This is a genomic window from Roseovarius sp. A-2 (assembly GCF_002072155.1).
In the GTDB taxonomy this organism is placed as follows: Bacteria; Pseudomonadota; Alphaproteobacteria; order Rhodobacterales; family Rhodobacteraceae; genus Roseovarius.
Window position 1 is genome coordinate 91,443 of the sequence record NZ_BDIY01000005.1, and the last position, 13,287, is coordinate 104,729.

Consider the following 13,287-nt stretch of genomic DNA (forward strand, 5'->3'; position numbering starts at 1 on the left):
GTCGCAATTGATGGCTTAATTGCCGCTTATCGGTCACGAAACAATATTACGCTGCACCTGCACAATGCCTGGGGGCAGCATGGGCTTAGGAGGCCAGTTACATGGCGGGTTATAATTCAAACTTCGAATTGTCGGTCGCGGATATGGAGTTGATTGAGGCGGCGCTGCGTCAGACCAAATCCGATCTTTCGGCGCGTGCCGTGCCGGTCGCCGAGCAGCATGACAAGACCGTGGACAGCATCGGCGATGCCGATGAGACCCTGCGCCAGGTTCACGATCTTCTGGGCCGACTGCACAATCAAAAGGTTTTCTACCGCCCGCGTCGCGGGGCCTATATCGGCGGCTGACCGAACGTTAAACTGTATGTCTGCTCGTCCTGAGCCTGGGCGGTCGCACATTGCTTGCCCGTGGTGGCTGCGCCGTGCATGATCGCCCCGAACGACGCGGGAGGACGCGATGCAGGGGACGCCTTATCTGACTACCGCCGAGGGCCGCGATCTGGCGTATCATCAGACGCCGGGGCAAGGGCCGGGCGTGGTGTTCCTCGGCGGGTTCAAATCCGACATGGAGGGAACCAAGGCGCTCTGGCTGGAGCAGTGGGCGCAACGCGCCGGCCGCGCTTTTCTGCGGTTCGACTATTCCGGGCACGGGCGCTCCTCTGGTGCCTTTACCGACGGTTGCATCGGCGATTGGGTGGCGGATGCGCGAGCGGTGATCGAGGCGTTGACCAAGGGGCCGCAAATCCTCGTGGGGTCCTCCATGGGGGGCTGGATCGCACTCTTGCTGGCGCGGGAGATGCCGCAGCGGGTGGTGGGCATGGTGACAATCGCCGCCGCCCCGGACTTCACCGAGGATTCGATGTGGGCGGGCTTCAATGCGGCGCAACGCGCGGCGTTGCGGGATGACGGGCAAATTGATCTGCCGAGCGACTATGGCGAGCCCTATGTCATTACCCGTCGACTGATCGAGGAGGGGCGGGAGAACCTGGTTTTGCGCTCACCGCTCGATCTTCCCTTTCCTGTTCGATTTCTGCAAGGAACCGCCGATAAAGATGTGGATAAGTCCGTAGCCTTGTCGCTTTTGGACCATTCGACAGGGCCAGATATGCGGCTGGTTCTGGTCGATGGCGCCGATCACCGGTTCTCGGACTGCGATTGTCTGGCGCTGATCGGGGCGTCGGTAGAAGAGGTGATCGCGCGGGCCGGTCAGGCGTGAGGTGCGACTGGACGCCCGGCGTATTCCAGCGCGCGAGGGCAGGAGGGGCTTGCTCTTTGGTCTTGCAAGGTGACAATCTGATTCCCGATAGCGGGGGCGCAGACCCTCGGGAAGTGCGAGATGTCAAATGAGCAGTGATCCGGTCGTGTTTCTGCCCGGCATGATGTGCGATGCGCGGCTTTTCGCGCCGCAACTGGCCGACATGAGCCGCGATATGGCGGTCACGGTTGCGCCGATCACTGGCGGGGACCGGATCGAGGAGATCGCCTCGGGCTTGCTCGACGTGCTGCCGCGCCGGTTTGCGCTGGCCGGGTTGTCGATGGGCGGCATCGTCGCGATGGAGATTCTGCGGCGCGCTCCGGACCGGGTGACGCGGATCGCCCTGATGGATACCAATGCGCTTGCCGAAACCCCGCAATCCGCCGCAGCCTACGAGCCCTTCATCATCAAGCTGCGCGCGGGCACCGTGGCCGATGCCGTCGAAATGATGCTGGGCCGCGATGTGTTGGCCCCCGGGCAGGGGCGCGCGGCGGTGCTGGCGCAGGTGGTGGAGATGGCCACCGCGCTCGGACCCGAGGCAATCATCCGGCAGACGCGCGCGCTGCAACGCCGCCGCGATTATCAGGCGGTGCTGCGGCGCTGCAAGGTGCCGACGCTGGTGCTGTGCGGCGAGCAGGACGGGCTGACCCCACCCCGGCGGCACAGCTTTCTGGCCGAGCTGATCCCCACGGCGACGCTCTCCCTGGTGCCCGAGGCGGGGCATCTGCCGGTTCTGGAACAACCCGAGGTGACCACCGCGGCGCTGCGTGGCTGGCTGAAACGGCCCTTGATGCTGCAGAACCCGGTCGATGCCTGAGCCGAAGCGGAATCCGATCGCCCCGCCCAAGGGCAGGCTGCGTCAACTGCGCCGCCGAATGCAGGTCTGGACCGGGCGCAGATTGCCACCGGGGATCAGGCTGCTCGTCGGGCTGTTGCTGATCGTCGGCGGAATTCTGGGGTTTCTGCCGGTGCTCGGCTTCTGGATGATCCCGCTGGGGATCACGGTGGCCGCGCTCGATATCGTGCCGCTCTGGCGATGGCTGCGGCGTCGCACGCGGTGACTGCACTGAACTCGGATCGCCCGGCGGCACGGCAAGGCCGTACCGCCGGAGCCTGCTCAGCCGTTCGCGGCGATATTGCGATTCGCCGGCTTGGCGGCGCGCGCAGGCCGTGCATTCGCGTCGATGAAATCGAGCACGACAGGGCGGATGTTGTTGCGCCAGGACCGGCCCGCGAAAATGCCATAATGACCGGCCTCGGGCTCGAGATAGCTGGCCTTCATGTGATCGGGCAGCCCGGTACAGAGGTCAAGCGCCGCGACGCATTGGCCGGGGGCCGAGATATCGTCCTTGCCGCCCTCGACGGTCTTGACCGCGACCTTGGTGATCTTGCCCAGATCGACCCGGTGTCCCTTGATCTCGAAGCGGTTCTGCGCGATCTCCAGCCCCTTGAAAATCCGCTCCACCGTTGAGAGGTAAAACTCGGCTGTCATGTCCATGACCGCGAGATATTCATCGTAGAACCGGTTATGGGCGTCGTGATCGCTCGCGTCGCCCTGGCTGACGCGCATGATCTGATCGGTAAAGGCCTTGGCGTGGCGCTCGGCATTCATCGACACGAAGGAGGCCAGTTGCAGCAGGCCGGGATAGACCTGACGGCCCACACCCTTGTATTTAAAGCCGACGCGCTGGATCATGGTTTCCTCAAGCTGGCCCATGGTCACGCGGCGGCCAAAGTCCGTCACGTCCGTAGGTGTGGCGTCGGGGTCGATGGGGCCGCCGATGAGGGTGAGCGTGCGCGGCTGCGCCTCGGGCTCGAGTTCGGCCAGATAGGCCGTCGCGGCCAGCGTCAGCGGCGCGGGCTGGCAGACGGCGATGACGTTGATGTCGGGGCCCAGTTCTTTCATGAAATCGACAAGGTAGAGGGTGTAATCCTCGATATCGAACTTGCCTTCGGACACGGGGATATCGCGCGCATTATGCCAGTCGGTGACATAGACCTCGCAATTAACCAGCAGCGATTTGACGGTCGACCGCAAGAGTGTCGCGTAATGGCCCGACATCGGTGCAACGAGCATCACCTTGCGCGGCTGTTCCTCGCGCCCCGCGACACTGAAATGGATGAGATCGCCGAACGGGCGAGAGACCACCGTTTCAATGTTCACCAGATGGTCGCGCCCATCCTCGTGGGTGAAGGTGCGGATGCCCCAATCGGGCTTCGAGACCATGCGCTGATAGCTGCGCTCGGTCACCTCGCCCCAGGCCGCCATCCATTGCAAGGCAGGGTTTGGCACCAAGCTGAACATCGGATAGGATGCGAAGGAAAGGGCGGAGGCTCCCAGCCATTGGTTGGCATTTCGGAGGGATTCCATGAGGTCGTAAGTGGCCATGTAGCGCATATTCGTCTCCTGCTCTCGGGTGGGCACCCGGTTCCATTCGCCGCACTGCCCCTCCGGTCGTGGCGACGGTATGCTGCATAGCAGAAAATGTTAAGGGGAAATGATTGAAATGGCAACGCAAGACAATGTCGCAGGCGAAAACGTTGAAAAGATGAACGAAAATCTCGCCAAGGTCGAGCAGTTGTCGCAGCGGCTGGTTCAGGCGCTGGCCGCGCGCAAGCCTGCGAATCCGACGTTGAACGCCCCGTCGCAGGATCTGTTTGCCAAGGCGGCGTCGTCCTACTGGACTGAGATGTTCGAGAATCCCGGCAAGATTTATGAGCAGCAACTGGAATACTGGGGCAAGTCGGTGCGTCATTTCATGGAGGCGCAGCAGATGCTGATGCGCGGCGAGGCGGCCGAGCCGGATGACACGCCCGACCCGCTGGCGGGCGACAAGCGCTTTGCCAATCCGCTGTGGGAGTCGCACCCGTATTTCAAATACGTCAAGCGGCAATATGCGCTCAACGCGCAGGCCATTGAGCAGGCGCTCGAGGAGATCGACGAGGATCTGCCGGAGAAGGACCGCCTCAAACTTGATTATTTCGCGCATCAGATCATCGACATGATGTCGCCCACGAATTTTCTCGGCACCAACCCAGATGCGCTGGAACGCGCCATCGAGACCGAGGGCGAGAGCCTGGTGAAGGGGATGGAGAACCTGATCGCCGACCTGGAGGCCAATAACGGCGAGTTGGTCGTGCGCCTGGCTGATGACAAGGCGTTCGAGCTGGGCACCAATATCGCCACCACCCCCGGCGAGGTGGTCTATCGCAATCGGATGATGGAGCTCATTCAGTACAGCCCCACCACCGAGCAGGTCCACGCCATCCCGCTGGTGATCTTTCCGCCCTGGATCAACAAGTTCTATATCCTCGATCTCAAGGCACAGAACAGCCTGATCAAGTGGATCACCGATCAGGGCTATACGCTGTTTGTCGTGAGCTGGGTCAATGCCGATGCCAGCCATGCCGATGTCGGCATGGAGGAGTACATCGAAGAGGGCTTTCTGACCGCAATCCGCGAGGCCAAGGCGATCACCGGTCAAAAACAGGTAAACGCCGTGGGTTATTGCATCGCAGGCACCACGCTGCACCTGACGCTGGCACTGATGGCCAAGCGCGGTGACAAATCGGTGAAATCGGCCACGTTCTTTACTGCGCTTACCGATTTTGCGGAACAGGGAGAGTTCACGCCCTTCCTGCAGGACGATTTCATCGACGGCATTGAGGAGGAGGTCACCGCGCAGGGTGTGCTGCGCTCCTTCATAATGGGGCGCACCATGTCGTTCCTGCGCTCTCGTGATCTGATCTACCAGCCTGCGGTGCGTAGCTACATGATGGGCGAGGCGCCGCCCGCCTTCGATCTGCTCTACTGGAACGGCGACGGGGCGAACCTGCCGGCGAAAATGACGGTGCAGTATCTGCGGGGCCTGTGTCAGGGCAACCATTTCGTGACCGACGGGTTCGATCTCTGCGGCGAGCGGCTGCATGTCAGCGACGTCAAGGTGCCGCTCATGTCGGTCACTTGTGAGAATGACCATATCGCGGCGTGGAAGGATTGCTATCGCGGCTTTCAGCAGACCGGCGCTAAGGACCGCACCTTCATCGTATCGGAATCCGGCCATATCGCCGGGATTGTCAATCCGCCCGCCAAGAAGAAATACGGGCATTACACCAATGACGACCTGAGCGGGTCGCCGGAGGACTGGCTGGAGCGGGCCACCTATCACGAAGGGTCGTGGTGGCCGCGCTGGGAGGCATGGCTGGCGAAGCGATCGGGCAAGATGGTTGTCGCCCGCGAACCGGGCGATTCGGAGCATCCGGCGCTGGCACCGGCCCCTGGCACCTATGTGCGCAAGAAGGCAAGCCTCTGATCTGGAAGTCTTTTGACCCTACGTCACCAAAAAATGCTGCAATGCAGAAAAAATCCTTGAAATGCCGCGTTGCAGCATCTATATTCCTCTCAGTTGCAGACAACAGCGGACACCCCGCTCAACCCGAGAGGATCTGACCAATGGCAAAAACCCAAGATTTCACCGCGATGTTCAAAGACGTCATGGGCACCTTTCCCGTCGATACCAAGGCGATGGAAGATGCGTTCAAGAACCAGGCATCGCTGAACGAGAAACTGTCCAGCGTCGCGCTGACAGCAGCCGAGCAGTCGGCCGAAATCTCGAACAAGTGGACCAAGGAAACCCTGGCCAAGCTGAGCGAGATGTCGAAAGCGAAAGCCGAGCCTGCCGATTACGCCAAGGCGATGACCGATTTCGCGTCGGCCAATGCCGAAGTGGCCGCCGAGAACATGTCCGCCTTCGCTGAAATCGCGAAAAAGGTTCAGATGGAAACCGTCGAACTGATGATGGCCGCTGGCAAGACCATGCAGGAAGACGCAACCAAAGTGGTCAAGAAAGCAACCGACGACGTGACCGCAGCGACGCAGAAAGCGACCGCCGCGACCAAGTAAGAACACGCAGATACATACCCTGATCCCCTCCCTTGATGGGTATGGACTGCGAAGGGCGGGCCGCGAGGCTCGCCCTTTCTTTTTTCTGCACTTGCGTCTAGTCTGTGCTGCAGCCGCATTACTCGGGAGGGACATCCTTTGGCCGACACCCAGAAACCGTTGCTTATCAAACGCTACGCCAGTCGCAGGCTCTACAATACCGAGACCTCCGATTATGTCACGCTGGAGGATATCGCCGAGTTCATCCGCGACGGGCGCGAAGTGCAGATCATCGACCTCAAGTCCGGCGACGACCTGACGCGGCAGTACCTGCTGCAGATCATCGCCGAACACGAAAGCCGCGGTGAAAGCGTGCTGCCGATCAACGTGCTCAATGATCTGGTGCGCAGCTATACCACGCAGGCCACCAGTGTGGTGCCGGAATTCCTTGCCGCCAGTTTCGAGATGCTGCGCGACGGTCAATCCAAGATGCTTGAGAACATGACCAAGGCCAACCCGCTCGCCGCAATGCCCGGCATGGAGGCGATGCGCGCCCAGCAGGAGGCCTTTATGAAGGCGATGACGGGAGGGATGTCGGGCATGGGCAGCAGCGGGCCGCAGCCTGATACCGACGCACCCAGGGACGAGGGCGATCTCGACGAGATCAAGAAGCAGCTTGCGGATTTGCAGAGCAAGCTGTCGAAGATGAGCAAGTAGGCGGGCATGGTCGAAAGCCCGGGCCGGATCACCCTCTGGGGGATCGAGGTGTTCATGGCCGCCGCCGACGAGCGTTCGATTTCTGCCGCCGCCCGGCGTCTTGGGGCCAGCCCATCGGCGGTCAGCCAGCAATTGACCAATCTTGAGGGCGCGGTGGGTGCGACGCTGTTGCAGCGTAACGCCCGGCCGATCCGCCTGACGCCCGCCGGCGAGATCATGCAGCGCCGCGCACAGGTCATTCTCAACGAGGCGGCACAGGCGCGCGCCGAACTCGCGATGTCGCATCTTTCAACGCTGACCCGCTTTCGCCTCGGGATGATCGAGGATCTTGAGGCGGATGTCACCCCGCAACTCCTCACCCACATGGCCGGAGAGCTGACGGGCTGTCAGTTCCTACTGGAGACCGGCGCGAGCCATCACCTTTATGACCAGCTTGACGCGCGCGCGCTCGATTTCATCGTCGCTGCTGAACTGGGTGACACGGCGGATTGGACCGAGGTGCACCCGGTGCTGCGCGAAGGCTTTGCCGTGGTCGCGCCGCGACGCGTGATCCGGCCCGATCGCGACGTGCTGCGGCAGCTAAAGCGTCTGCCGCTCATCCAGTACACGCAGCGGCATTACATGGGGCGGCTGATCTCGGCGCATCTGGTGCGCGAAAATCTGAACCTGCCGCATCGCTTCGAGCTGGACAGCTATCACTCGATCCTGGCGCTGGTCGGGCAGGGCACCGGCTGGTCGATTTTGCCGCCGCTGGCGTTGATGCGGGCGCGGCGCTTTGCCGATCAGATCGACGTGCTGGAATTGCCACTGGCACCGCTCACGCGCACGATCAGCGTGATCGCGCGTAAGGGTATATTGCAGGACATGCCCGAGACGCTGGCCACAAGGCTCAAGCCGATTCTCAAGGAGACCATCGTCGATCCGGCGATCCGGCAGCACCCGTTTCTGGCCGATGGCCTGACCTTATTCTGACCCGCGCCGGGTGGCAAAGAAGGCCTTGAGCAGCACCTCTGCCTCCCGTGCGCCGATGCCGTCATAAACCTCTGGCACGTGGTGGCATTGCGGATGCGCGAAAACCCGTGCGCCCTGCGCCACGCCGCCCGATTTCGGATCGGCCGCGCCGTAATAGAGCCGCGCGATCCGCGCCGCCGCGATGGCGCTGCCGCACATCGCGCAGGGCTCCAGCGTGACGTAGAGATCATGCCCCATCAGCCGCTCCGATCCGAGCGCGGTGCAGGCGGCACGGAGCGCGAGGATTTCTGCATGCGCCGTGGGATCGCTTAGCTCGCGCGTCCGGTTGCCCGCCTGCGCCACGATACGGCCCGCCGCGTCCACCACCACCGCGCCCACCGGGACCTCGCCGCGTGCGCCTGCGGCGCGGGCCTCGGTCAGGGCGGTGTCCATGTGGCTGCGGAATGTCATGACTTGTCTCTAGCCTCGCGATCCGCGCTTTCGCAAGCCCCGGCTTTGCGCTATGCGCGTGATCCATGAGCACCGACACCCCCCCCGGCGAGCGTATCGCCAAGGTCATCGCCCGTGCAGGCCGCGCCAGCCGACGCGAGGCCGAGCGCCTGATCGAGGCCGGCCGCGTCACCGTGAACGGGCAAAAGATCACCTCGCCCGCGCTCAACGTGACGCCAACGGATAAGATCGTGGTCGATGGCCGCGCCCTTGCAGCCCCCGAGCCCGCGCGCCTCTGGCTCTATCACAAACCTGTGGGCCGTGTGACCACCACCCGAGACGAGCAGGGCCGTCCGACGATATACGACGATCTGCCCGAGGACATGCCGCGCGTGATGAGCATCGGGCGGCTTGATCTCAATTCCGAGGGGCTGTTGCTGCTGACCAATGACGGCGAGTTGAAGCGCAAGCTGGAACTGCCCTCGACCGGCTGGCTGCGCCGCTACCGCGCCCGCGTCAACGGGCGGCCCACCGATGCCACCTTCGATCCGCTGCGCAAGGGGCTGGTGATCGAGGGCGAGAAATTCCAACCGATGACGGTGACGCTCGACCGCCAGCAGGGGGCCAACGCCTGGGTCTCCGTGTCGATCCGCGAGGGCAAGAACCGCGAGGTGCGCCGCGCGATGGAGGCGGTGGGCCTTGTCGTCAACCGCCTGATCCGCCTGTCCTACGGGCCGTTCCAGTTGGGCCAGCTCAAACCCGGCGCGGTCGAGGAAATCCGCCCCCGCGTGCTGCGTGACCAGTTAGGGATGCCGGACGAGCCCCAGCCCGACACCAAAAAATCGTCCGCAAAACCACTGCGCAAACCGCAGCGCCGCCGCCGCTGATCGCTTCATCTTGCCGAAAGTATCCCGGGGGTGTGGGGGCAGCGCCCCCACTCCGCGCTCAGAGACTGATCGCCGCCATCACCTCGGGCTCGATCACATCGACGCCCGGCAGCGCCTTGACAAGTTCCTCCGCTGATTGCTCCAGGATCGGGAAGGTCTTGTAGTGACACGGGATCACGGTCTTGAAGTCAAAGAATGTCTTAGCCGCATAGCCCGCCCGGCACATGTCCATGGTGAAATACCCGCCCGCGCAGAGAATTCCGATATCTGGCTGATGCAGGTCGTGAAACACGCCCATATCGGCCATCACGTCGGTATCGCCTGAAACATAGATCACATGCCCTTCGCCCGCGATCATGAAGCCGCATTCGCTGCCCGGCACGTTCGGTCCGGCATCGCTGCCAAAGCTGGTGGAATGGGTGGCATGCACCATCGTCACCTTCACGCCCCCCAGATCGACCGTGCCGCCCTTGTTGAAGCCCACCGTCTCGATCCCCTCGGCCTCGGCCCAATGCGCCATCAGGTCGAACTGGCCGACCACAGGCACGCCCAGCTTTTTCGCCAGCGGCAAAACGTCGGTCACGTGATCGAAATGGGCATGGGTCAGCAGGATATGCGTGGCCCCCTTGGTGGCCTCGTCGTGGCTGTCCTCCGGCAGCATCGGATTGCCATTCAGCCACGGATCGAGCAGCAGCACCTGCCCGCCGATCTCGATCCGGAAAGAGCTGTGTCCGAGCCAGATTATATTCATGTGTCGTCTCCTCTCTTGCGATTTGGCGTGACAGTAGCAAGCCGGCGGCGAGAATAAAGGGGGTGTCCAGCCCGCACCCGTCTTGCACCCATATCGCGTGGGCGCTAAACGCTGGGGCAACCGGACAAGAGGAGTGGCTCATGTCGATCGATCTGGAAACTGCGGCCAAGGTGGCCAAGCTCGCGCGCATCCGCGTGGACGAGGACGCGCTGCCTGCGCTGGCGCAGGAATTCAACACCATCCTCGGCTTTATCGAGCAATTGGGTGAGGTGGATGTGACGGGTGTCGAGCCGATGACCTCGGTCACCCCGCAGCGTCTGAAACGTCGCGACGACGTGGTGACCGAGGGCGACCAGCAAGACAAGATCCTGTCGAACGCGCCCGATGCGCGCGAGGGTTTTTTTGCCGTGCCGAAGGTGGTTGAATAATGACCGATCTCAACAGACTGACCATTTCTGATGCCCGCGACGCGCTGCGTAAGGGCGATGTGACCAGCGTGGAATTGACCGAGGCGTGCCTTTCGGCGGTGCAGGGGGCGGGCGCGCTCAATGCCTTTGTCCACGACACGCCTGATCTGGCGCGCGCGCAGGCGCAGGCGGCAGATGCGCGCATCGCGCAGGGCGATGCCCCCGCGATGTGCGGCATCCCGCTGGGGATAAAGGATCTTTTCTGCACGCGCGGCGTGCCGTCACAGGCCGCAAGCCGCATTTTGGAAGGCTTCACGCCGGAATACGAGTCCACCGTTACACAGAACCTGTTCGATGCTGGTGCGGTGATGCTGGGCAAGCTCAACATGGATGAGTTTGCCATGGGCTCGTCGAACGAGACCTCCTGCTATGGCAACGTCGTCAACCCTTGGCGGCGCGGCAATGACGAGGCGGCGCTTACCCCCGGCGGCTCCTCCGGTGGGTCGGCCAGCGCCGTGGCGGCAGATCTCTGCCTTGCCGCGACCGGCACCGATACCGGCGGCTCGATCCGCCAGCCTGCGGCTTTCACCGGCATCACCGGCATCAAGCCCACCTACGGGCGCTGCTCGCGGTGGGGGGTCGTAGCGTTTGCCTCTTCATTGGATCAGGCGGGGCCGATGACAAAGACGGTGCGCGACAGTGCGATCATGCTGGGCGCGATGTGCGGCCATGACCCCAAGGACAGCACCTCGGCGGATATTCCGGTGCCTGATTTCGAGGCAATGCTGACCGGCGATATAAAGGGCAAGGTGATCGGTATTCCGAAAGAATACCGCATGGACGGCATGCCCGACGAGATCGAGCAGCTTTGGGCTGACGGCACCGCGATGCTCAAGGACGCGGGCGCCGACATCCGCGACATTTCCCTGCCGCATACCAAATACGCCCTGCCTGCCTATTACGTGATTGCGCCCGCCGAGGCGTCAAGCAACCTCGCGCGCTATGACGGGGTGCGTTATGGCCATCGGGCAAAACTGGCGCAGGGTGACGGCATCACCGAGATGTACGAAAAAACCCGTGCCGAAGGCTTTGGCCACGAGGTGCAGCGCCGGGTGATGGTTGGTACCTATGTGCTCTCTGCCGGGTTCTACGACGCCTACTACAACCGCGCCCGCAAGGTGCGCACCCTGATCAAGCGCGATTTCGAGGAGGTCTTCGCCGCCGGTATCGACGCCATTCTCACCCCCGCCACGCCAAGCGCAGCCTTCGGCTTGGGCGAGATGACCGATGCCGACCCGGTGCAGATGTATCTCAACGACGTCTTCACCGTGACCGTCAACCTTGCCGGTCTGCCGGGCATCGCTGTGCCTGCCGGTACTGACAAGCAGGGCCTGCCGCTCGGGTTGCAACTGATCGGGCGGCCTTGGGACGAGGGCGATTTGCTCAATACCGCCTATGCGCTTGAGCAGGCGGCGGGCTTTGTGGCCAAGCCCGCGAAATGGTGGTAAACGCCTCTCTAAAAGGGCACATGGCAGGATAACAAAGATGCGGATCGCATTTGCAGTGGTGACGATGGCGGCGCTTGGGGCCTGTGCTCCGGCGATCCCCGATAGCGGCGCGGGCGTCGGGTTCAAGGATTACAACGAGTATCAGCGCGAAAAAGAGGCGCGCGAGGCGGCGCTTGCGGGCAACGCCCTGCCTGCGCCAGATGCGGTCTCCTCCGAGCCGCTCGACGCCACCGGGCAGGCGACCGGAGGCAGCGATGCCGAACGCCTGGCGGCCGATACCGAGGCCGCCCTCGCGGCGGCGAATTCCGGCGAGGTGCCGCTACAGGCGAGCCCCTCGAATCCGCCACCGCCGGTGCTGAATTCGGCTGGTATTTCTCAAGAGAACGATTTCGACGCCGTGGGCTCGGAGCGCTCCATCGAGGAAGACGCTGCCCGCCTCGCGCAGAGTCGCGCGCAGTATCAGGTCGTACAGCCCGAGGCGATCGGTGCCCGTCCGACCGAAGCGGGTCCCAATATCGTGGCCTATGCGCTGGCCAACCGGCACCCCATCGGGACCCAGCTTTACAGCCGGGTCGGCTTCAACAAGGACAGAAAGTTTCAGCGCAACTGCGCGCAATACCCCTCGGCGGATCAGGCACAGATCGACTTTCTGGACCGCGGCGGACCGGAGCGCGACCGTCTCGGTCTTGATCCCGATGGCGATGGCTTTGCCTGCGATTGGGATCCGACCCGCTTTCAGAACGCGGTCGGCGGCTGATGACCGGGTGCGCCGAGGCGCACCTGCCGGTGACACCCCATCCCTCGCCTAATTTCGGGCCGCGTCGGAAGGGCGTGCGGCCCGACATCATCGTGTTGCACTACACCGCGATGGCGACGCCCGAGGCGGCGCTCGAGCGGCTCTGTGATGCGTGCGCCGAGGTGTCCGCGCATTACCTGATCTGTGAGCGGGGCCGCGTCTGGCGCATGGTCGAGGAGGAAATGCGCGCCTGGCATGCGGGGGCTGGACAGTGGGGCGATGTGCGGGATGTCAATTCCCGCTCCATCGGGATAGAGCTGGCTAATACCGGCACGCATCCCTTTTCTGCCCCACAGATGGCGGCGCTGGAACGGCTCATGGCGGGCATCATGCAGCGCTGGCGCATCGCGCCTGCGCGGGTGATCGCCCATTCCGACATGGCCCCTGCGCGCAAATCCGATCCGGGGCCACGGTTTGACTGGCGCGGGCTGGCGCGCGCGGGGTTGTCGGTGTGGCCGGAGGGGGCTGCGCCGGGCCGCGTTTCAGAGGCGGATTTCCTGCGTGATGCAGAACAATTCGGCTACTCTTTGCGCGAGGGCGTGAAGGCTGACGATATCCAGCGCGCCTTTCGCCTGCGCTTTCGCCCCCATGCCACCGGGCCGCTTGGTCCCGAGGATTGCGCGATGATCGCCGATCTTGCCCGTCGCTTCCCCGTTGACCGGGACCGCGCGACCGCCTAAGTCG

General features: G+C 63.3%; 16 protein-coding genes. 13 read left to right on the forward strand and 3 right to left on the reverse strand.

Features of this window, described 5'->3' with window-relative positions; translation table 11 throughout:
• Positions 1-101: 101 nt before the first annotated feature.
• The 4 genes from BHD06_RS08835 to BHD06_RS08850 all read left to right on the forward strand — a co-directional run bounded on the left by BHD06_RS08835 (position 102) and on the right by BHD06_RS08850 (position 2,315).
• Entirely contained in the window at positions 102-347 is a 246-nt protein-coding gene (locus tag BHD06_RS08835) for a hypothetical protein (protein ID WP_080456632.1), read from the forward strand.
• Positions 348-456: 109 nt separating this feature from the next.
• Positions 457-1,215, forward strand: coding sequence for an alpha/beta fold hydrolase (locus tag BHD06_RS08840; RefSeq protein WP_080456633.1), 759 nt, complete (start codon positions 457-459; stop codon positions 1,213-1,215).
• A gap of 127 nt (positions 1,216-1,342) precedes the next feature.
• Positions 1,343-2,071 carry an alpha/beta fold hydrolase gene (locus BHD06_RS08845; RefSeq protein ID WP_080456634.1) on the forward strand — a complete coding sequence of 243 codons (729 nt, stop codon included), beginning with the start codon at positions 1,343-1,345 and terminating at the stop codon, positions 2,069-2,071.
• Positions 2,064-2,315 (forward strand): hypothetical protein, encoded by a 252-nt coding sequence (locus tag BHD06_RS08850; RefSeq protein ID WP_080456635.1) that lies wholly within the window; start codon positions 2,064-2,066, stop codon positions 2,313-2,315. The genes BHD06_RS08845 and BHD06_RS08850 overlap by 8 nt, the downstream gene beginning before the upstream one ends.
• Positions 2,316-2,371: 56 nt before the next feature.
• Here BHD06_RS08850 and phaZ read toward each other — a convergent pair whose 3' ends face one another.
• Positions 2,372-3,652 carry a polyhydroxyalkanoate depolymerase gene (gene phaZ, locus BHD06_RS08855; RefSeq protein WP_080456636.1) on the reverse strand — a complete coding sequence of 427 codons (1,281 nt, stop codon included), beginning with the start codon at positions 3,650-3,652 and terminating at the stop codon, positions 2,372-2,374.
• A 109-nt stretch (positions 3,653-3,761) separates the two neighbouring features.
• On the opposite strand from phaZ, the gene BHD06_RS08860 reads away from it, so the two are divergent.
• The 4 genes from BHD06_RS08860 (at position 3,762) to BHD06_RS08875 (ending at position 7,825) form a co-directional block, all read left to right on the forward strand.
• Positions 3,762-5,567: an alpha/beta hydrolase gene (locus tag BHD06_RS08860; RefSeq protein ID WP_080456706.1), complete on the forward strand. Its 1,806-nt coding sequence runs from the start codon at positions 3,762-3,764 to the stop codon at positions 5,565-5,567.
• 140 nt (positions 5,568-5,707) lie between these two features.
• Positions 5,708-6,157 (forward strand): phasin family protein, encoded by a 450-nt coding sequence (locus BHD06_RS08865; RefSeq protein ID WP_080456637.1) that lies wholly within the window; start codon positions 5,708-5,710, stop codon positions 6,155-6,157.
• Between the two features lie 138 nt (positions 6,158-6,295).
• Positions 6,296-6,853, forward strand: a complete 558-nt coding sequence (phaR, locus tag BHD06_RS08870) for a polyhydroxyalkanoate synthesis repressor PhaR (protein WP_080456638.1) — start codon at positions 6,296-6,298, stop codon at positions 6,851-6,853.
• 6 nt (positions 6,854-6,859) lie between these two features.
• Positions 6,860-7,825, forward strand: a complete 966-nt coding sequence (locus BHD06_RS08875) for a LysR family transcriptional regulator (RefSeq protein ID WP_080456639.1) — start codon at positions 6,860-6,862, stop codon at positions 7,823-7,825.
• Here BHD06_RS08875 and BHD06_RS08880 read toward each other — a convergent pair.
• The gene (locus BHD06_RS08880) at positions 7,817-8,275 is read right to left on the reverse strand and encodes a nucleoside deaminase (protein WP_080456640.1); all 459 of its coding nucleotides are present in this window, start codon (positions 8,273-8,275) and stop codon (positions 7,817-7,819) included. The two genes, BHD06_RS08875 and BHD06_RS08880, sit on opposite strands and share 9 nt — an antisense overlap.
• A 65-nt stretch (positions 8,276-8,340) precedes the next feature.
• Between BHD06_RS08880 and BHD06_RS08885 the strand changes: the two genes are divergently transcribed.
• Entirely contained in the window at positions 8,341-9,141 is an 801-nt protein-coding gene (locus tag BHD06_RS08885; RefSeq protein ID WP_080456641.1) for a pseudouridine synthase, read from the forward strand.
• 58 nt (positions 9,142-9,199) lie between these two features.
• On the opposite strand, the gene BHD06_RS08890 is transcribed toward BHD06_RS08885, so the two are convergent.
• The gene (locus tag BHD06_RS08890; RefSeq protein WP_080456642.1) at positions 9,200-9,892 is read right to left on the reverse strand and encodes a metal-dependent hydrolase; all 693 of its coding nucleotides are present in this window, start codon (positions 9,890-9,892) and stop codon (positions 9,200-9,202) included.
• 140 nt (positions 9,893-10,032) lie between these two features.
• On the opposite strand from BHD06_RS08890, the gene gatC reads away from it, so the two are divergent.
• From gatC to BHD06_RS08910, 4 genes are read left to right on the forward strand one after another with little or no spacing between them, the layout of a single operon-like run.
• Positions 10,033-10,320 carry an Asp-tRNA(Asn)/Glu-tRNA(Gln) amidotransferase subunit GatC gene (gatC, locus tag BHD06_RS08895; RefSeq protein WP_080456643.1) on the forward strand — a complete coding sequence of 96 codons (288 nt, stop codon included), beginning with the start codon at positions 10,033-10,035 and terminating at the stop codon, positions 10,318-10,320.
• Positions 10,320-11,807: an Asp-tRNA(Asn)/Glu-tRNA(Gln) amidotransferase subunit GatA gene (gene gatA, locus BHD06_RS08900; RefSeq protein WP_080456644.1), complete on the forward strand. Its 1,488-nt coding sequence runs from the start codon at positions 10,320-10,322 to the stop codon at positions 11,805-11,807. Before gatC ends, gatA begins: the two co-directional genes overlap by 1 nt.
• Before the next feature lie 37 nt (positions 11,808-11,844).
• Positions 11,845-12,564 carry a hypothetical protein gene (locus BHD06_RS08905; RefSeq protein WP_080456645.1) on the forward strand — a complete coding sequence of 240 codons (720 nt, stop codon included), beginning with the start codon at positions 11,845-11,847 and terminating at the stop codon, positions 12,562-12,564.
• Entirely contained in the window at positions 12,564-13,283 is a 720-nt protein-coding gene (locus BHD06_RS08910) for an N-acetylmuramoyl-L-alanine amidase (RefSeq protein ID WP_080456646.1), read from the forward strand. Before BHD06_RS08905 ends, BHD06_RS08910 begins: the two co-directional genes overlap by 1 nt.
• Positions 13,284-13,287: the final 4 nt, after the last annotated feature.